The organism is Streptomyces sp. NPDC050658 (assembly GCF_044457025.1).
Taxonomy (GTDB): domain Bacteria; phylum Actinomycetota; class Actinomycetes; order Streptomycetales; family Streptomycetaceae; genus Streptomyces.
In genome coordinates this window covers 192569-210350 of record NZ_JBITGM010000009.1, presented here as the reverse complement: position 1 = coordinate 210350, position 17782 = coordinate 192569, and the positions used below count along the sequence as shown (strand labels likewise).

The window sequence follows — 17782 nt, the reverse complement described above, 5'->3', positions numbered from 1 at the left end:
ATGAGATTCATTGCACGGAAAGATTGACGCCCGAGCTTGTCTCAGGTCACATAGAGCGGCACTCAAACAGTCGAACGGCGACCCTGTGTGCGCAGGCCGCCACCCTCGAGCGTCAGGGGCACCCTCATGCCGATAGAACAGCGCGGAGTCGACACCATCCCGGACGGGGAACGCACCAGCGGACCCCGCGATCTCATCTCGATCCTGCTCGGCTCCAACCTCTGTCTGGGGGTGATCGTCTTCGGCTGGCTGCCGGTGTCGTTCGGCCTGGGCTGGTGGGCGTCCGTCACCGCCGTGGTGGCGGGCACCGTGATCGGCACGGTGCTCACCGCGCCGCTGGCCCTGGTGTCGCTGCGCACCGGGACCAATCTCTCCACGTCCTCCGGGGCACAGTTCGGCGTACGCGGCCGACTCGTCGGCTCGATCGTGGGCCTGCTGCTCGCCCTCGGCTACACCGCGCTGACCATCTGGGTCGGCGGCGACGTCATGGTCGGCACGCTGCACCGCCTGATCGGCCTTCCGACCGGCGCTCTCTCGTACGGGATCGTGTACGCGCTGCTCGCCGCGGCGACCGTGACGTGCGCGGTCTACGGCTACCAGATGCTGCTGCGGCTCTCCCGCGTCCTGGCGGTGGGCATGACGGCCCTGCTGATCCTCGGGGCGGTGGCCTACGCCCCCGACTTCACCACCTCGGCGCTGCCCGACGCGGGCGGCTACCTCCTCGGCTCGTTCTGGCCGACGTGGCTGCTCGCACTGGTGGCCGCGGGCCTCTCGGGACCGATCGCGTTCATCACGCTGCTCGGCGACTACACCCGCTACATCTCGCCCGAACGGCACAGCTCGCGCTCGGTGCTCCGGGCGACCTGGCTCGGCCTGCTCGCCGGGCTGCTCGTGCCGCAGCTCTTCGGTACGTTCACGGCGTACGCGGCACGGGCGGCGCTGGACTACGCGGGGCCGCTGGTCTCGGCGTCCCCCGGCTGGTACCTGATCCCGCTGCTGCTCGCCGCCTCCGCCGGTTCGGTGGGCAACGCCGGACTGATGCTGTACTCGATGGGCCTGGACCTGGACGCGATCCTGCCGCGCGCGTCCCGTGCCCGTGCGACGTACACGGTCGCCGTCGTCGCGACGGCCTGCGTCTTCGTCGGCCACTTCGCCTGGGAGGCGGCGGACGCGATGACGTCCTTCGTCCTGCTGCTCACGGCGATCGGCACCCCGTGGGCCGTGATCACCCTCATCGGCTTCGCGCGCTGCAAGGGCGAGTACGACGCGGACGCCCTCCAGGTCTTCAACCGCCGTTCGCGGGGCGGGGCGTACTGGTTCCGGGCGGGCTGGAACGTCCCGGCGACGGTGTCCTGGGCTCTGGGCGCGACGGTCGGCGTGGCCGCGGTCGCCCTCCCCTCCTACGAGGGCCCCCTGCTCCCCTTGACGGGCGGCGTGGACTGCAGCTTCCTGCTGTCGGGTCTGGTGGGCGGCTTGGCGTACCTGGCCCTGGAACGCGCCCCGCAGGAAGAAGCGCCCCGAAGGGGCGCGGGGAACGGCGCGACCAGCCCCACCGAACCCGCACCCGAACCGCAGACCGTCAAGCCCTGAAAACGAAGGCGGGCCCGGCGACAGATCGCCGGGCCCGCCTTCACACCGCCAAGCCCTCAGCCGAGATCATGCATCCAGCCGTGCTGGTCCTTCGACGTGCCCCGCTGGATGTCGAGGAGCGCCTCACGCAGCTTCATCGTGACCTCGCCCGGCTGCCCGCCGCTCTGCTGCCACTCACCGGAGCGGCACTTGACGGTCCCCACGGGAGTGATCACCGCGGCCGTGCCGCAGGCGAAGACCTCGGTCAGCGTGCCCTCCGCGGAGTCCGCCTGCCACTGGTCGATGGAGACCCGCGCCTCCTCCGACTCGTAGCCGAGGTCACGGGCGACCGTGAGGAGCGAGTCGCGGGTGATGCCCGCGAGGAGCGAACCCGTCAGCTTCGGGGTGACGATCTTGTCGCCGTACACGAAGTACAGGTTCATGCCGCCGAGTTCCTCGACCCACTTGTGCTCGACCGCGTCGAGGTACGCGACCTGGTCGCAGCCCTTCTCCGCCGCCTCGGCCTGCGCGAGCAGCGACGCCGCGTAGTTGCCGCCGGTCTTGGCGTCGCCGACGCCACCGGGGACGGCGCGCACGCGGTCCTCCGACAGCCAGATGGAGACGGGCTTGACGCCGCCGGGGAAGTACGCGCCCGCGGGCGAGGCGATCACGATGAAGAGGTACTCGTTGGCGGGCTTCACGCCCAGGCCGACCTCGGAGGCGATCATGAACGGGCGCAGGTACAGGGACTCCTCGCCACCGTGCGCCGGCACCCAGTCCTTGTCCTGCTTGACCAGTGCGTCGCACGCCTCGATGAACGTCTCGACCGGCAGCTCCGGCATCGCGAGCCGACGGGCGGACGCCTGGAAGCGCCGCGCGTTGGCGTCGGGGCGGAAGGAGGCCACCGTGCCGTCCGGCTGTCGGTAGGCCTTGAGGCCCTCGAAGATCTCCTGGGCGTAGTGCAGGACGTTCGTGGCCGGGTCGAGGGAGAGCGGGCCGTAGGGCACGAGCTGCCCGTCGTGCCAGCCACGGCCTTCCGTCCACTTGATGGTCACCATGTGATCGGTGAAGTGGCGGCCGAACCCGGGGTTGGCCAGGATCGCCTCGCGCTCCGCGGCGGACAGCGGAGTCGAGGAGGGCTTGAGCTCGATGGTCGGCGTCGTCGTCATGAGTACTTCGTCCTTCACGGTGTGATGGTGACGGACCGCGCTCACGTCTGTACTTCCAGTACTAGGACGTCCGAGTTTCTCGGTGTGCTTCCTGCGTTTCCACGGCCCCACGTTCGATTATCGCTCGCGGAGACCCGTGAAAGGAACAGCGTGATGGCGGCCCAGGGGTCGATGGTGGCACCCCGAGCCGCATACGAGAAGCCGCCGGGTGCCCGTTTCGGACCCGGCGGCTTCTGAGAGAGGGGGCGCTGCCGGGTCAGCCCGCTACTCGTACGGCGAGCGCGTCGCCGATCTGGTCGGTGCTGCGGGCGGTGTCGCCGCGCTCGGCCAGGTCGGCGGAGACGGCGGCCTCGATGCGGCCCGCCTCGTCCTCGTAACCGAGGTGGCGCAGGAGCAGCGCGACGGAGAGGACGGTGGCCGAGGGGTCGGCCTTGCCCTGGCCCGCGATGTCCGGGGCCGAGCCGTGCACGGGCTCGAACATGGACGGGAACTCACGCGCGGGGTTGATGTTGCCGGACGCCGCGACGCCGATTCCGCCGGAGACGGCCGCCGCGAGGTCGGTGATGATGTCGCCGAAGAGGTTGTCGGTGACGATCACGTCGAACCGCGCGGGGTCGGTGACGAGGAAGATCGTCGCCGCGTCCACGTGCAGGTAGTCGGTGGTGACCTCGGGGAACTCCTTGGCCACCTTGTTGAAGACGTTCGTCCAGAGGTGACCGGCGTACGCGAGGACGTTGTTCTTGTGGACCAGCGTCAGCTTCTTGCGCGGGCGGGCCTGCGCGCGGGCGAAGGCGTCACGGACCACGCGCTCCACACCGAAGGCGGTGTTCACGGAGACCTCGGTGGCCACCTCGTGCGGGGTGCCCTGGCGGATCGTGCCGCCGTTGCCCGTGTAGGGACCTTCGGTTCCTTCGCGTACGACGATGAAGTCGATCTCCGGCTGACCGGCGAGCGGCGTCGAGACACCCGGAAGGAGCTTCGAGGGGCGCAGGTTGACGTGGTGGTCGAAGAGGAAGCGGAGCTTCAGCAGGAAGCCGCGCTCCAGGACGCCGGACGGCACCGAGGGGTCGCCGATCGCGCCGAGCAGGATCGCGTCGTACTGCTTGAGGGCCTCCACGTCGGCGTCGGTGAGGGTCTCACCCGTGGCGTGGTACCGCTTGGCGCCGAAGTCGAACTCCTTCGTCTCCAGCTTCACGTCCTGCGGGAGCACGGCGTTGAGGACCTTGAGCCCCTGGGCCACGACCTCTTGGCCGATGCCGTCTCCGGGGATGACTGCGAGATTGATGCTGCGAGACATGCCCGCACCCTACTCTCCGTCCCAGGGGATGACATGCGGCGTCCGGCATACGGACGGGACTTACCGATCATCGTCACGGTCGTGCCCGTGGTGACGGCCGGCTCGACTCGTCAACTCACCGGATCGACACGATCCGTTCATGCCGAGGCCTGGCCCCCGTTCGAAGTCACCGGGAATTTTTCCCACCATGGAGACCCCGAACGTCGGCATACCGGAGCAGCTCGCCGAGCGCATGAGCATGCCGGAGCAGCACGAATACCTGCGCAGGAAGTTCTCCCGCCGCAGGGTCCTCGCCAGTTCGTTCGCCACGGCCGGCACGGTCGGCGGCATCGGTCTGCTCGCGGGCAGCTCGGGCAGCGCGCACGGCGAGGGCGCCTCGGCGTCCCGGCCGCTGGCCGCTCCGTCCGCGCCCGTCAGGGTCGACGGGAAGCTGGTGGCGCCGTTCGGCAGGCACCTCGCCTTCGGGGCCGACCCGAAGACCCAGATGCGGGTGTCCTGGCAGGTGCCCTTCGCGGTCAAGTCCCCCTATCTGCGGGTGGGCCTGAAGCCCTGGGAGCTGAGCCAGAAGGTCGGGGCGGAGGTGCGCGACCTGCACACCCCGTCCCTGTCGAAGAAGCTGCCGGAGGTGCAGCAGTACTACTTGCACGCGGCGCTCGACGGGCTGAAGCCCGGCACGACGTACTACTACGGCGTCGGCCACGACGGCTTCGACCCCGCGTCGCCCGAGCGGATGGCGACGATCGGCTCGTTCAGGACCGCGCCCGCACGGCCGGAGAAGTTCGTCTTCACGGCCTTCGGCGACCAGGGCGTGAGCTATGACGCGCTCGCCAACGACCAGTTGATCCTGGGCCAGAACCCGTCCTTCCATCTGCACGCGGGCGACATCTGCTACGCGGACAGCACGGGGCACGGCAAGGAGTCCGACACGTACGACGCACGCGTGTGGGACACCTTTCTCGCACAGACGGAGTCCGTGGCGAAGTCCGTCCCGTGGATGGTGACGACGGGCAACCACGACATGGAGGCCTGGTACTCACCCAACGGCTACGGCGGCCAGTCAGCCCGCTGGTCGCTCCCCGAGAACGGCTTCGACCCGAAGCAGGCGCCGGGCGTCTACTCCTTCGCGTACGGCAATGTGGGCGTCGTCGCGCTCGACGCGAACGACGTCTCGTACGAGATCCCCGCCAACAAGGGCTACACGGACGGCAGACAGACCGCGTGGCTGGACAAGCGCCTTGCCGAGCTGCGGGCGGACGACTCGATCGACTTCATCGTGGTCTTCTTCCACCACTGCATGTACTCGACGGCGACGCACGCCTCGGACGGCGGCGTGCGCGACGCGTGGCTCGAACTGTTCACCAGGCACCAGGTGGACCTGGTGATCAACGGCCACAACCACGTCTACGAGCGCACGGACGCGATCAAGGGCGGCGAGGTCGGCAAGCCCGTGCCGGTCGGCGCGTCGACCGATCCGACGCGCGACGGCATCGTGTACGTCACCGCGGGCGGCGCGGGCAAGGACCTCTACAGCTTCGGCCTCGGGGTGAAGGACAGCTACGAGGGGAACGTCCACGACCGCGAGTCGATCCTGTCGTTCCACTGGACGAAGCTGCGCCTGCCCGACCCGGACACGGTGGAGTGGTCACGGGTGCGGTACACCGGCTTCTCGTTCCTCGCGGTGGAGGTGACGGCCGGCGCGAGCCCGAAGCTGACGGTCTCGGCGCTCGCCGAGAGCGGGGAGCGCGTCGACCACTTCGAGATTGTGCGCGGGAAGTAGCGCCTGAGGGTGCCGGGCGGGTCTCAGTGACCTGTCGCGCCGCCGTTGTCCCTGCGGTCGAGGGCTCGCTGCAGGGCGGCGGCGGCGTTCTTGCGCTCGGACTCGTTCGTGCGGGAGGCGTGGCGGACTCGGCGTGCGGTCGTCTCGGCCATGGGAGATCCACTCCTTGAGGGAAGGGTGATACGAGACGCCGGAAGGGGCGGGGAGCGGTGGAGCGGCAGGGTTCGCCTGCGGGGGCTCCGGCTCACGACCGCCATTCGCTTGATCGAGCGAGACGTTCGGCTTCTACAAAGCTAAGTGAGGACGGAGCATCTGTCTCCACAATTACTCGGACTTCCTACTATCTGAGACGGGGCTCACTACAGGCCGCGTCAGGAGTCCTGCTCGCGTCCCGCTCGAAGCTCGCGGATCAGGGCCCGTACGGCGGTGGAAGAGGCCAGCTCAGGGGTGGTGACATAGCCCACCGAGCGGGTCGGGCGGTCCGTTCCGAGATCGGTGATCTCGACTGTGTCCGGTGCTCCGGTCAGGGAGAGCGCGGGCATGATCGCCATTCCGTGACCATTGCTCACCATCGAGAGCACCGCTCCGTCGTCCTCGGTCAGCACGGTCGCCCCGGGGATCCAGTCCTGCCCGCGCCACCACTGCCTGGTGTAGGAGCCGCAGTTCTCGTGCCAGTCCACCAGCGGCAGCGAGCGGGGCTCCGGATGTCCCGCCGGGTGCACCAGCGAGTAGGGCTCTTCGAGGAGTACGCCGCCGATGAGCCCGGCGGGCACGGGCGAGCTGCCGCCGAGCGTCGCGATGCCCACGTCGGCGCGGCCCTCGGCGACCTCGCCCGCCGTGCCGGCGCCGAGTTCGCGCACCACACGGACCTCGGGCCTGATGCCGGGGTGGCGGGCGGCGAGGCGCTCCAGGGCGGCCGGGAGGAGATGCAGGGCGGCGCTGCGGAAGGCGGCGATGCGCAGCGGGCCCTCGACCTCGCCCCGGCCGGTGCCATGGGCGGCCTGATCGGCGCCGCGTGCCTCCGCCACCAGGGTGTCGAGCAGCCGAAGCACCCGTCGGGCGTACGCGGCGGCCGTGGCTCCGGCGGCGGTCGGCGTCGCGCCCTTCCTGCCCCGCTCGAAGAGCACGGCGCCGACCTTGCGCTCGATGCCGCGGACGGAGTGGGATACGGCCGACTGGGTGAGGCCGAGGGCCTGCGCCGCCGCCGAGAAGCCGCGCTCGCGGTCGACGGCGACGAGGATGCGCAGCTCGTGCGGGGCGAGGTCGGCGGCGGCTCGTGTCGCGCCGTGCGCTGCGTCCTTCAGGGGTCCCACCTGCTCCTATGAGGGCTCTTCATGGTTCGGGCCGTTCCATGAGCAGAACCCTCTGCCCGGCCCCGGCATTCCTCCGTACGGTCACCGGCATGACCGAGACCGCACTCACCGTGCAGCAGACCGCCCGCCCCCACGGCTTCCCCACCCCCGGCCACTTCGCGTTCGTCGAGTCCGCGCGGCCCGAACCCGGCCCCGGCACGGCCCTGGTGGAGAACCTCTACTGGTCCGTCGACCCCTACCACCGCGAAATGATGGACGGCGACTTCGCGCTGAACGCTCCCCTGGAGGGCCGCACGCTCGGCCGGGTCGTGGAGTCCCGTGACCCCGCGCTCCCCGAGGGCGGGATCGTCTTCCACCGGCAGGGCTGGCGCACCCACAGCGTGGTCACCCCCGAAGAGGCCCGCCCGGTCCCCCGCTTCGACGGCGTACCCCTCTCCGCGCACTTGAGCATCCTGGGCGGCACGGGCCTGACCGCGTACGTCGGGCTCACCCGGATCGCCGAACTCCGGGAAGGACAGGACCTGTTCGTGTCGGCGGCGGCCGGCGGGGTCGGCACGGCCACCGGGCGGCTCGCGCGGCTGATGGGCGCGGGGCGGCTCGTCGGCAGTGCTGGGACGGCGGCCAAGGCGGCCTATCTGACCGAACACGTCGGCTACGACGAGGTCTTCGACTATCACACGGGCCCCACGGCCGAGCTGCTCGCGAAGGCGGCGCCCGACGGGATCGACCTCTACATGGACAACGTGGGCGGCGAGCACCTGGAGGCCGCGATCTCCTCGCTGCGCGAGCACGGCCGGATCGTACGGATCGGCACGATCGCGCAGTACAACGCCACCGGCGCGCCCTACGCGCTGCGCAATCTCCCCGACATCGTGGAGAAGAGCCTGCGCATGGAGGGCTTCCTGGTGCGCAACTACCTTGATGTGCAGGAGGAGTTGAACGAGTTCGTGGTGCCGCATCTGCAGAGCGGACGGATCGGGCTCGACGAGACGGTGGTCGAGGGCTTCGACGGGATCGTGGACGCGTTCCTGGGGATGCTGCGCGGCGAGAACCAAGGCAAGATCATCGTCCGGGCGAGCGGCGCGGAGGCGTAGCCCGCCGGGATTCAGCGCATCCGCAGCGGCTCGTGCTCCCTGCCCAGGACCGCGGCGACCACCTCGTCGAGGTCCAGGTCCGTGCCGCGCGCGAACGACGCCTCGTAGCCCTGGTCGCCGAGGCCCTCACGGGCGAGCGTCTCGGCCGTGTCGTGCGGCGCGTTGAAGTACGCGGAGCCGAACAGGGGCAGGCCGACGCGCTGCCAGATCCGCCGCGCCGCGCCCTGGAGCACGGCCGCCTGCTCGCAGTGGCCGAGGGAGGCCCGCAGCAGGGCGATGACCTCGATCGGCAGCACCACCCCGACGAGGTCGCGGAACTCGTAGTTGATCAGCAGGCACTCCCTGGCGAGGCCGGTCGCCTCGGCGGTCCTGCCCTCCGCCCAGGCGGCGAAGGCGAGCACATAGAGGGCGTAGGCCTTGGCCCAGCGCTCGCCGTGCGCCTCGCAGATGTCGCGGGCCTCCTCGCACAGGCCGACGGCCGTCTCCAGGTCGCCCTGGAACGCGAGCGCCATGGCCAGCTCGATGCGGGCCATCATGACGTTGCTGTTCAGCTCGTCGAGCTCCGCGTAGCTGGTCAGGGACGCCCTGAAGTACCGCTCCGCCGTGGCGTGTTCGTCCCGCATCAGCGCCGCGCAGCCGAGGCGGTGGGTGGCGTACGCGTACGCCGTGTCGTCGTCGCTGCGCAGGGCTCCGGCCCGGCAGTCGGCGAGCATCGCGGCGGCGGCCCGAGCGTCGCCCTGGAGGATGGCGACGTATCCGCCCACCCAGAGCGCCTTGAGCCGAGCGCGGCTGAGTGTGCCCGCGGCGGCGACGGCGCGGTCCAGCCAGTAGCGGCCGTCGCCGAGCAGCCCGCAGCCGACCCAGTAGAACCAGAGGGTCCCGGCGAGCCGCGCGCCGGCCTGGCCCTGGCCGGGCGTGGACAGCGCGAAGTCGAGCGCGGCGAACAGCTGGGTGTGCTCGCGCCGGGTGGCGTGGAAGACGGCGGCCTGGCCGGGCCCGAACCAGTCGGCCTCGCCGCGTGCCGCGAACTCCTGGCACCAGGCCAGGTGCCGGATCCGCCCCGGCAGTTCCTCGCCGAGCCGCCGCAGCCACTCGGTGCCGTACGCGCGCACGGTGTCGAGCTGCCGGAACCGCTCGCCGTCCGGGCTCTCCTCCCTGACCAGCAGGGACTTGTCGACCAGGCCGGAGAGCAGCCGGCCGATCCTGGCGCGCTCCAGGGCCTCGTCGGCGCACACCTCCTCGGCGGCCTCCCGCGTGAAGCTGCCGGCGAACACGGCGAGCCGGGCCCAGAGCAATCGCTCGGCGGGCGCGCAGAGTTCATGGCTCCAGCCGATCGTCGTACGCAGGGTGCTGTGCCGCGTGGTGTGGCCGCCGGGCCTCTCAGTGCGGAGCTGGAATCGGTCGTCGAGGCTGTCGAGGAGGGCGGCGAGCGGTTCGTCGCGCAGCCGCCCGGCGGCCAGTTCGATGGCGAGCGGGATGCCGTCGAGGCGGGCGCAGATCCGCTCGGCCGTGGGGCGGTTGCGGGCGGTGAGGGCGAACTCGGGGCGTACGGCGCGGGCGCGCTGCGCGAAGAGCTGTGCCGCGTCGGCCGCGAGGGACATCGGCTCGACGGGGAAGACCTGTTCGCCGAGGACGCCGAGGGGCTGCCGGCTGGTGGCGAGCAGATGCAGCCGGGGGGCGGCGCGCAGCAGATGCGCGGCGAGCCGCGCGCAGGCGTCGACAAGGTGCTCGCAGGTGTCGAGGACGAGCAGCAGGTGCTTGTCGGCGAGGTGTTCGGCCAGCACGTCCCGCTGCGGTTTGGCCGTGTGGTCGGTGACGTGCAGGGCGGTGGCGACCGCGTGCACGAGCAGTGCGCCGTCCTGCAGGCCGGACAGCTCGACGAACCAGACGCCGTCGGCGAAGCCGTCCGCGACGTCGGCGGCGGCGCGCAGGGCGGTGCGGGTCTTGCCGATGCCGCCGAGTCCGGTCACGGTGACCGCGCGGGAGCGGATGCAGAGCTGGCGCAGCAGGGTGAGTTCGCGGCGGCGGCCGACGAAGGGGGTGTGCTCGACGGGGAGATTACCGGCCACGGTCGTCTCTTCTCGCGTCTCTTCTCGTTACTTACGTTCTTTGTACTGTGCTCTTTGCGCTTTGTTCTTTGTTCTCTGAATTGGCCCGAACATCTCCGAAACCGACCAGAAGGAGCGCGGCGTCGTCTATCTGCTGCCCCTTTGTGTGCCGGTTCAGATCGGCGCAGAGCGCGTCGAGAAATGACGCGGGATCCTCGTCGTAGAAGGCCACCGCCCGTTCCGCGAGCGGATAGAAGTCGCCCGCCTGGTCCCGCGCCTCGGTGACCCCGTCGGTGTAGAGCAGCAGCCGGTCGCCCGCGGTGAGCGGCACCGCGCTGGCCCTGCACCACTCGTCCTGCAGCCCGAACAGACCGAGCGGCGGCGACGGCGGCAGCGCGTCCACGAAGGTCGCGCGGCGCGCCCGGATCAGCAGCGGCGGCGGATGGCCGCAGCAGACGAGCTCGACACTGCTCTCGCCCTCGCCGATCCCGAGCAGCAGCGCGGTGACGAAGTCCTCGCCGTCCTCCCGGTGCGCGAGCGCGCTGTCCATCCGCTGGGCGACCATCGGCAACCGGGCCTCGCAGCGGGCCAGTTCACGGAAGGCGCCGAGGGCGTCCATGGCGGTGCCGACCGCCGCCAGCCCCTTGCCCATCACGTCGCCCATGATCAGTCGTACGCCGAACGGGGTGCTGACCACGTCGTAGATGTCCCCGCCGACCTGGGCGCCCGGCTGGGCCGCGACATAACGGACCTCCGTGCGCAGCCCGCCGACCCGGCTCGGCAGCGGGCGCAGCATCCCTTCCTGGAGGGTCCGGGCCACCGTCCGCAGCGCGGCGACGGAGCGCGCCTGGCGGTGCAGGACCACGGCCGCGAGGCCCGCCACGAGGATCAGCGGCACAAAACAGAGCGGGCCGGGAAAACCCGACGCGAGCCGCCACGCGGCTCCGACGAACAGAGCCGTGGCGCCCGAACACACCAGAAAGCACCGAACATTTTCCCGAAGAATCTTCATGGCTGTGCCAGCTCTGTTCATCGGAGGCGTCCCCGGGATTTTAGAGCAGAACAGGGCGCGACACAGGAGCCTTTGGCATATTCGAAGAACTCCCGAACGCGCCGCCTGCCCCTTCGCACGGAATGCGGTCACATGCCCATGCCGCCGTCGACCGGAAGTCCCGCTCCGGTGATGAACCGGGCGGCGTCGGAGGCGAGGAAGACCACGGCGTCGGCCATGTCGGCCACCTCGCCGAGCCGACCGAGCGGGGTGAGCCCGATGACGTCCCCGACGGCGGCCTCCGCGCTCGGCCAGAGTCCCAGCGTGACCATGTCCTCGGCGAGCCGGGCGCCCATCTCGGTGGGCACGAGGCCCGGATAGACGCAGTTGACCCGCACTCCGTAGCCGAGCTTCCCGGACTCCAGGGCGGCGACGCGGGTCAGCCGGTCGACCGCGGACTTGGTCGCGGCGTACCCCGCGATGCCGGGGAAGGGGATGGTCGCCGCCACCGAGGAGACGTTGACGACCGCGCCGCCCCGGCCCGCGGGGCCGCCGGGGCGCATGGCGCGGAAGGCGTGCTTGGTGCCGAGCGCCACGCCGAGCACGTTCACGTCCAGCATCCTGCGGACGTCCCGCGGGTCGAGGTCGGCGACCAGTCCGGAGATCTCGACGCCGGCGTTGTTGACGACGATGTCCAGGCCGCCGAGCTCCTTCACGGTCCGGGCGACGGCCGCCTCCCAGTTCGCCTCGTCGGTCACGTCGAGCGGTACGTACAGCGCGGTGCCGCCCGCCTTCTGCAGGGTCTCGGCGGTGGCCCGCCCCGCGTCCTCCTGGATGTCGGCGACGACCACGGCGGCGCCGGCGCGGACCAGGGCCTCGGCCATGCCCGCCCCGAGCCCCTGCGCGCCCCCGGTCACCAGGGCCTTGCGTCCCTCAACGTCGTACACGGTCACGGGAATCTCCTCCTGCGGACGGCTGCTGCGGAGGGCACACCCTAGGAGTCCGGGCCCCGCGCCGGTCGCGGCTGGACCGACAACTCCCCGCAGAGCACGGGGAGTTGCTAGAGTGCGGACGTTTGGCACCGCCCACAAGCCCGGTGTCGTACGCGGGCAAAGCGGGCCCGACGGGCCGCCCCTCTCACAGGATGTCGCCGTCGCGCCAGTCGAAGAACAGCTCGTACGAGGGGTCGAGGTCCGCGCCCCACAGCAGCGGCGGGTCCTCGTCCGGGAGCGGCACCGGGCCCTGCGGGCCGAGCGCGCCGACCGTGCCCTTCCACTCGGCCCAGCCGCGTGCGAGGTAGAGCCCCTCGCCCTCGGACGACGCCGAGAGCGCGCCGAAGGCGTACGCCCCGTCGATGACTTGCTCCAGGGCGCCCATCACCTGACCGCCGAGTCCGCGCCGCTGCAGGTCGGGGCGGACGGCGACCGCCTCGACGTAACCGACGCGCAGGGAGCGGCCGTTGTGCAGGATCCGGCGCTGTACGACGGAACCGTGCGCGAGCAGCGTTCCGGTGCCGTCGTGCACGAGGGCGTGGACGCCGCCGAGGCCGTGGTCCCAGTCCTGGTCGCTGAAGTCGCCGTCGAAGGCCTCGTCCAGGAGGGCGCGGGCGGCGCGCAGTTCAGCCGCCGTGAGAGCACTGGTGTGGGCCGTACGCAGGGTGTTCACTCCCCCACCGTACTCAGCCGGGATCTGAGTACGCACACCGATTTGCCCGCGCCCGCGGGGCGGCAGAGTCGGTCCCATGAACGTGAACGGCCTCTACGCCCTCAAGCCCTGGTACGCGGACAAGCTGTCCGGCGTGCGTGCGGCGCTCGTCCGTCGCGAGGTGTCGCCCGACACCCTCACGGCGGCGGGCGTCGTGTGCGCGGCCGGTACGGCGGCCGCGCTGGCCTGGCTGCCCTTCGGCGCATCGGCACCGCTGGTGGCGCTCGGGCTCGCCGCGCGTCTGGCGTTCGCGAACCTCGACGGCGCGCTGGCCCGCGACACCGGTCGTACGACGCGCAGGGGCGCGCTGCTCAATGAACTGGGCGACCGCGCGGCCGACTTGATCGTCCTCGCGGGTTTCCTGCCGCTGGCCCCGCTGTGGCTGGTGGCGACGGCGGGGCTCGCGGCGACGCTGCCGTCCTGGGTGTCGCTCGCGGGCGCGGCGGCGGGCGCGGGGCGCCTGAACGGCGGCCCGGTGGGCAAGACGGAGCGGTGCGCGCTTGTCGTGGTGGCGGCTGCTTCGGGGTGGGTGGTGCCGGTGCTCGCGGTGATCGCGGCGGGGTCGGCGCTGACGGCGGGGCTCCGGCTGGCCCGGCTCTGGCGTGAGCTGGGCGCGGCGGACCTGCGGGGCGCGCGATGAGCGCGGCGTTCGTGGCCGGGGAGGTCGCGGGGCGGGCGCTGCCCGTGGTGGCCGGGGTGCTCGGTGCGGGCGGGGTCGCGGTGGCGGCGCTGCCCCCGCGGGTACGGATGCGGGCCGAGCTGCGCAAGCGGTGGCGGACCTGGGCGCTGGCGGCGCCGCTCTTCCTCGGGGCGTTCTTCGTCGGCCGGGCGGGGGCGTTCGCGCTCGCCGCGGGGCTCGGCGTGATCGCGGTGGGCGAGTACGCGCGGATGGCGTCGCTGCCCGGGGGCGAGCGGCTGGTCCTCGGGGTGGCCGCGGTGGCCGTGCCCGGCATCGCGTGGGCGGCACCGGGCGCGCTCGACCTGCGGACGGCGGGGGCGCTGCTGATCGCCGCCGCGGGTGTGGCGCTGTTCTCCGGAGACGCGTCGCAGGGCTTCACGCGCGCGTGCCGCACGGTGTTCGGCCTGCTGTGGATCCCGGTGTCGCTCAGCGGCCTCGTGCTCCTGGGCGAGACGGCGGTGGCGGTGGGTGTCGCGGTGGCGTTCGGGGACGTGGGCGCGTGGTGCGGCGGCACGGCGCTGGGCCGCAAGGGCCCGCTCTCCCGTGCCCTCTCCCCGCTGTCGCCGAACAAGACATGGGCCGGTGTCGCGGGCGCGGGCGCGGCGACGGCCGCCGCGCTGGCCGCCCTCGGCGCGTTCTCCCTCACCCTGTGGGCGACGGTCCTTGTCGGCTGCGTACTCGGGGATCTCCTGGAGTCGATGGTCAAGCGCGAGGCGGGAGTGAAGGACGCGGGCAGCTGGCTCCCGGGCTTCGGCGGCCTCCTGGACCGCATCGATTCACTGCTGGTGGCGCTGCTGCTGACGATGGTGGTGACGCTGTGAGGCTCCGAACCCTGAATGACGCTGGGAAGCTCCGAGCCCCCAACACGTCAGCCCGTCCGGCATCCGATGACGAACCCGGCGCAGCCGTCGACGACGGCAAGCGGACCCTCGCCACCCACCTCACGGGTGGCGCCGTCGCCGACCACGGTGGTGACGCCATGAAGCCTCGAACCCCGAACGCCTCAGCCCGTCCGGCACTTGAGGACGGACTCGGCGCGGCCCGTGCCGTCGGCAAGCGGAACCCCGCCACCCGCCTCCGCCGCGCCCTCTGGTGGACCCTCCTCACCCTCACCGGAGGTGTCGAGCGGCGCGGGAAGCTGCCCGTCGGCGGCTGTGTCGTCGTCGCCAATCACTCCTCCCACGCCGACACCGCCGCCCTCCTCGCCGCGCTGGACGCCCGCCACTCCCCCGCGATCGGCGCGGCGGCCGACTACTGGTTCGCCTCCCCCTGGCGCAGGCGGATCTGCAGCCGGCTGGCCGCGGGCTTCCCGGTCCGGCGGACCGGCGGCGGCATGGGCGACCTGCTGGAGCGCGCGGACGACCTGCGCGCGGGCCGCTGCGTGGTCCTCTTCCCGGAGGGGACCCGCGCCAGGGACGGCGAGTTGGGCGCCTTCCACAAGGGCGCGCTCGTCCTCGCCCGCGAGGCGCGGGTGCCGCTCGTCCCGGTGGCCATCGCCGGCACCGACCGTCTTCTGCCCAAGCACGGCAGGCTCCGCCCCGCCCTCGTGCGCGTCGCCGTCGGAGCGCCGCTGCCCGCCTCGGCCACCCCCGAGGAGGCCCGCGACGCGGTGGCGGCACTGCATCGTCGTACGACCGAAGAACCGCTGCGCGACTCCGCCGCGCGCAAGCGCATCGCGGCCGTCGCCGCCTCCCGCTGGGGCCTCGTCCTCGGCTTCCTCTGGGCCTGCGCGGAGGCGCTGAGCTGGCCGCTGATGCCGGAGCTGTTCCTCGCGATCGCCTGCGTCGCGGTCCCGCGCCGGGCCCTGAAGCTGTCCCTCGCGGCGCTGGCCGGCAGCCTCGCGGGCGGACTGCTCGCCCTCCAACTGGCCGCGTCCGGCGTCCAGTCGCCGCACCCCCTGACGACGGACCGGATGCGGGCGGAGGTCCGTCAGGAGCTGGCCGCCGAAGGCGCGGCGGCCGTCCGCCACCAGCCCTGGAACGGCATCCCCTTCAAGGTGTACGGGAGCGGGGCGGGCCGCGCCGACATCGCACCCGCGGACTGGCTGGCCCAGTCGGCGCTGTCCCGCGGCTCCCGCACCCTCACGGTGGGCCTCGCCTTCGGGGCGTTCGGGTTCCTGGTGCACCGGCTGCGGCGGCTGTACGGCCTGTATCTGGTGCTGCTCGGCGGCGGTTTCACGATCGGGCTCTCGCTCATCGTGGCGGGCTGGAGCTGAACCCACCCTCTACGTACACCCGTTGGTCTGCACCATGGCGCGGCCGGCACCGCCCGGCGCAGAATCGGACCCATGCCTGAGACCGAGCAGCAGCGAGAGTGGACCCCCATCCACGGCGAGCCCTACCGCTCCGTTCCGTACCGCCCCACCCGGATGCCCGAGGCCGAATCCCTCGCGCACGCCGCCGAGTTGCGCACCCGGATGGACGAGCGCCGCACGGTGCGGCAGTTCGCGCCCGATCCCGTGCCCGCGCAGGTGGTGCGGGACGCCATCGCGTGCGCGGCGACGGCACCCTCTGGCGCCCACCAGCAGCCGTGGACGTTCGTCCTCGTCCAGGACCCGGAGATCCGCCGCCGTATCCGCGAGGCCGCCGAGCACGAGGAGCAGATCTCGTACGACGGACGCCTCGGCGAGGAGTGGCTGGCGGCGCTGCGCCCGCTGGGCACGGACGAGGTGAAGCCGCATCTGACCGACGCGCCCGCGCTGATCGTCGTCTTCCAGCAGCGCTACTGGCTGGGCGAGGACGGCACCAAGCACAAGCACTACTACGTCGACGAGTCGGTCGGCATCGCGGTGGGGATGCTCCTGTCGGCCCTGCACCTGTCGGGCCTGGCCGCGCTGATCCACACGCCGAGCCCGATGCGGTTCCTCTCCGAGGTGCTCGACCGGCCGCAGAACGAGAAGGCGTTCGCGGTGATCCCCGTGGGGTACCCGGCACCGGACTGCCAGGTCCCCGATCTCGTACGGAAGTCGCTCGACCAGGTGCTGGTGGAGATCTGAGCGACGCGGACCGCGGCTACACCAGCTCACGGCTCAGGGCGGGGTAGTCGGTGTACCCCTCGGCCCCGTGCGTGTAGAGGTGCGCCTCGTCGATCTCCTGGAGCGGCGCGCCGGCCGCGAACCGCTCCGGCAGGTCGGGGTTGGAGATGAACGCCCGTCCGTACGAGACGAGATCAGCGGCTCCGGAGGCGAGGACGGCCTCGCCCGCCTCCTTGGTGGTCGGGTCGCCGTTCTCGCCGACGTTGCCGATGAGGATGCCGTGCCAGTGCGGGCGCAGGTCGGCGAGGGCCGGGTAGTTGTCGTTGTCGGTGAGGTGGAGGTAGGCGAGCCCGAGGCCGTCGATCTCGTCGAGCAGCGCACGGTAGACGGGGCCGGGGTCGGCCTCGGCCATGCCGAACTGAGGGTTGCCGGGCGAGAGGCGAAGGCCGAGCCGTTCGGCGCCGATGGCGTCGGCGACGGCGCGTACGACCTCGACGGCGAAGCGGATGTTGTCGGCCATGGAGCCCCTGCCGTACGCGTCGTCGCGCAGGTTGGTGTTGTCGGCGAGGAACTGGTGGATCAAGTAGCTGTTGGCGCCGTGCAGTTCGACCCCGTCGAAGCCCGCGGCGACGGCGTTGCGGGCGGCGTCCGCGAAGTCCTGGACGGCCGTGCGGATGTCGTCGAGGGTCATCTCGCGCGGGGCGACGTAGTCGGGCTTGGAGCCGTCGGGGCCGTGCGCGTGGCCGGGCGGGGTGACGGCCGAGGGCGCGAGCGGCAGGTCGCCGTCAATGCGGGCCAGCGGGTGGCCGTTGCGTCCGCCGTGCATCAGCTGGGCGTAGATCCGGCCTCCGGCGGCGTGCACGGCGTCGGTCACGCGCCGCCAGCCCTCGACGTGCGCGGCGGTCTGCAGCCCCGGGAAGCGCCAGCCGCTCTGGCCGCGGCTGCTGGGCCAGATGCCCTCGGTGACGATGAGTCCGGCGCTCGCGCGCTGGGCGTAGTGGTCGGCGACGACGGGCAGCGGGGTGCCGTCCTCGGCGGCGCGGGCGCGGGTCATGGGGGCCATGACGATGCGGTTGGGGAGGTGGCCGACGGGGCCTGCGGAATAGGGGGCGAGGAGCGAGGTGTTCGTCATGCCGGAACGGTAGAAGCTGACACCGGTGTGAGATT

Annotated in this window: 16 protein-coding genes; 7 read left to right on the top strand and 9 right to left on the bottom strand. The window is 71.9% G+C overall.

Annotation, left to right across the window (positions count from 1 at the left end):
- The first annotated feature begins 126 nt into the window (after positions 1 to 126).
- On the top strand, positions 127 to 1590 hold the full coding sequence (locus ACIBKX_RS28955; protein ID WP_363277409.1) for a cytosine permease: 1464 nt from the start codon (positions 127 to 129) through the stop codon (positions 1588 to 1590).
- 56 nt (positions 1591 to 1646) lie between these two features.
- Here ACIBKX_RS28955 and ACIBKX_RS28950 read toward each other — a convergent pair whose 3' ends face one another.
- Entirely contained in the window at positions 1647 to 2738 is a 1092-nt protein-coding gene (locus ACIBKX_RS28950; protein WP_363277413.1) for a branched-chain amino acid aminotransferase, read from the bottom strand.
- A 256-nt stretch (positions 2739 to 2994) separates the two neighbouring features.
- Positions 2995 to 4035, bottom strand: a complete 1041-nt coding sequence (locus ACIBKX_RS28945) for a 3-isopropylmalate dehydrogenase (protein WP_363277408.1) — start codon at positions 4033 to 4035, stop codon at positions 2995 to 2997.
- A gap of 187 nt (positions 4036 to 4222) precedes the next feature.
- Between ACIBKX_RS28945 and ACIBKX_RS28940 the strand changes: the two genes are divergently transcribed.
- Complete coding sequence (locus tag ACIBKX_RS28940; RefSeq protein WP_363277407.1) at positions 4223 to 5812, top strand: metallophosphoesterase family protein; 1590 nt, start codon at positions 4223 to 4225, stop codon at positions 5810 to 5812.
- Between the two features lie 23 nt (positions 5813 to 5835).
- On the opposite strand, the gene ACIBKX_RS28935 is transcribed toward ACIBKX_RS28940, so the two are convergent.
- Together ACIBKX_RS28935 and ACIBKX_RS28930 are read right to left on the bottom strand one after the other, a co-directional pair.
- Complete coding sequence (locus tag ACIBKX_RS28935) at positions 5836 to 5964, bottom strand: hypothetical protein (protein WP_360773569.1); 129 nt, start codon at positions 5962 to 5964, stop codon at positions 5836 to 5838.
- Positions 5965 to 6183: 219 nt separating this feature from the next.
- Positions 6184 to 7125 (bottom strand): LysR family transcriptional regulator, encoded by a 942-nt coding sequence (locus ACIBKX_RS28930; protein WP_363277406.1) that lies wholly within the window; start codon positions 7123 to 7125, stop codon positions 6184 to 6186.
- A gap of 89 nt (positions 7126 to 7214) precedes the next feature.
- On the opposite strand from ACIBKX_RS28930, the gene ACIBKX_RS28925 reads away from it, so the two are divergent.
- On the top strand, positions 7215 to 8219 hold the full coding sequence (locus tag ACIBKX_RS28925) for an NADP-dependent oxidoreductase (protein ID WP_363277405.1): 1005 nt from the start codon (positions 7215 to 7217) through the stop codon (positions 8217 to 8219).
- Positions 8220 to 8230: 11 nt separating this feature from the next.
- On the opposite strand, the gene ACIBKX_RS28920 is transcribed toward ACIBKX_RS28925, so the two are convergent.
- The 4 genes from ACIBKX_RS28920 to ACIBKX_RS28905 all read right to left on the bottom strand — a co-directional run bounded on the left by ACIBKX_RS28920 (position 8231) and on the right by ACIBKX_RS28905 (position 13001).
- Positions 8231 to 10288: an NB-ARC domain-containing protein gene (locus ACIBKX_RS28920; RefSeq protein WP_363277404.1), complete on the bottom strand. Its 2058-nt coding sequence runs from the start codon at positions 10286 to 10288 to the stop codon at positions 8231 to 8233.
- Between the two features lie 31 nt (positions 10289 to 10319).
- A complete protein-coding gene (locus ACIBKX_RS28915) occupies positions 10320 to 11165 on the bottom strand; it encodes a PP2C family protein-serine/threonine phosphatase (RefSeq protein ID WP_363277403.1) in 846 nt (281 codons plus the stop codon).
- Between the two features lie 242 nt (positions 11166 to 11407).
- Positions 11408 to 12211 (bottom strand): glucose 1-dehydrogenase, encoded by an 804-nt coding sequence (locus tag ACIBKX_RS28910; RefSeq protein ID WP_363277402.1) that lies wholly within the window; start codon positions 12209 to 12211, stop codon positions 11408 to 11410.
- 184 nt (positions 12212 to 12395) lie between these two features.
- The gene (locus ACIBKX_RS28905; protein WP_399376375.1) at positions 12396 to 13001 is read right to left on the bottom strand and encodes a GNAT family N-acetyltransferase; all 606 of its coding nucleotides are present in this window, start codon (positions 12999 to 13001) and stop codon (positions 12396 to 12398) included.
- Between ACIBKX_RS28905 and ACIBKX_RS28900 the strand changes: the two genes are divergently transcribed.
- The 4 genes from ACIBKX_RS28900 (at position 13000) to ACIBKX_RS28885 (ending at position 16636) form a co-directional block, all read left to right on the top strand.
- On the top strand, positions 13000 to 13602 hold the full coding sequence (locus ACIBKX_RS28900; protein WP_363277400.1) for a CDP-alcohol phosphatidyltransferase family protein: 603 nt from the start codon (positions 13000 to 13002) through the stop codon (positions 13600 to 13602). The genes ACIBKX_RS28905 and ACIBKX_RS28900 overlap by 2 nt on opposite strands.
- Positions 13599 to 14462 (top strand): phosphatidate cytidylyltransferase, encoded by an 864-nt coding sequence (locus tag ACIBKX_RS28895; RefSeq protein WP_363277399.1) that lies wholly within the window; start codon positions 13599 to 13601, stop codon positions 14460 to 14462. Before ACIBKX_RS28900 ends, ACIBKX_RS28895 begins: the two co-directional genes overlap by 4 nt.
- 158 nt (positions 14463 to 14620) lie before the next feature.
- Positions 14621 to 15856 carry a lysophospholipid acyltransferase family protein gene (locus ACIBKX_RS28890; protein ID WP_363277398.1) on the top strand — a complete coding sequence of 412 codons (1236 nt, stop codon included), beginning with the start codon at positions 14621 to 14623 and terminating at the stop codon, positions 15854 to 15856.
- A 72-nt stretch (positions 15857 to 15928) separates the two neighbouring features.
- Positions 15929 to 16636: a nitroreductase family protein gene (locus tag ACIBKX_RS28885; protein ID WP_363277397.1), complete on the top strand. Its 708-nt coding sequence runs from the start codon at positions 15929 to 15931 to the stop codon at positions 16634 to 16636.
- Between the two features lie 16 nt (positions 16637 to 16652).
- Here ACIBKX_RS28885 and ACIBKX_RS28880 read toward each other — a convergent pair whose 3' ends face one another.
- On the bottom strand, positions 16653 to 17747 hold the full coding sequence (locus tag ACIBKX_RS28880; protein WP_363277396.1) for an alkene reductase: 1095 nt from the start codon (positions 17745 to 17747) through the stop codon (positions 16653 to 16655).
- Between the last annotated feature and the right edge of the window lie 35 nt (positions 17748 to 17782).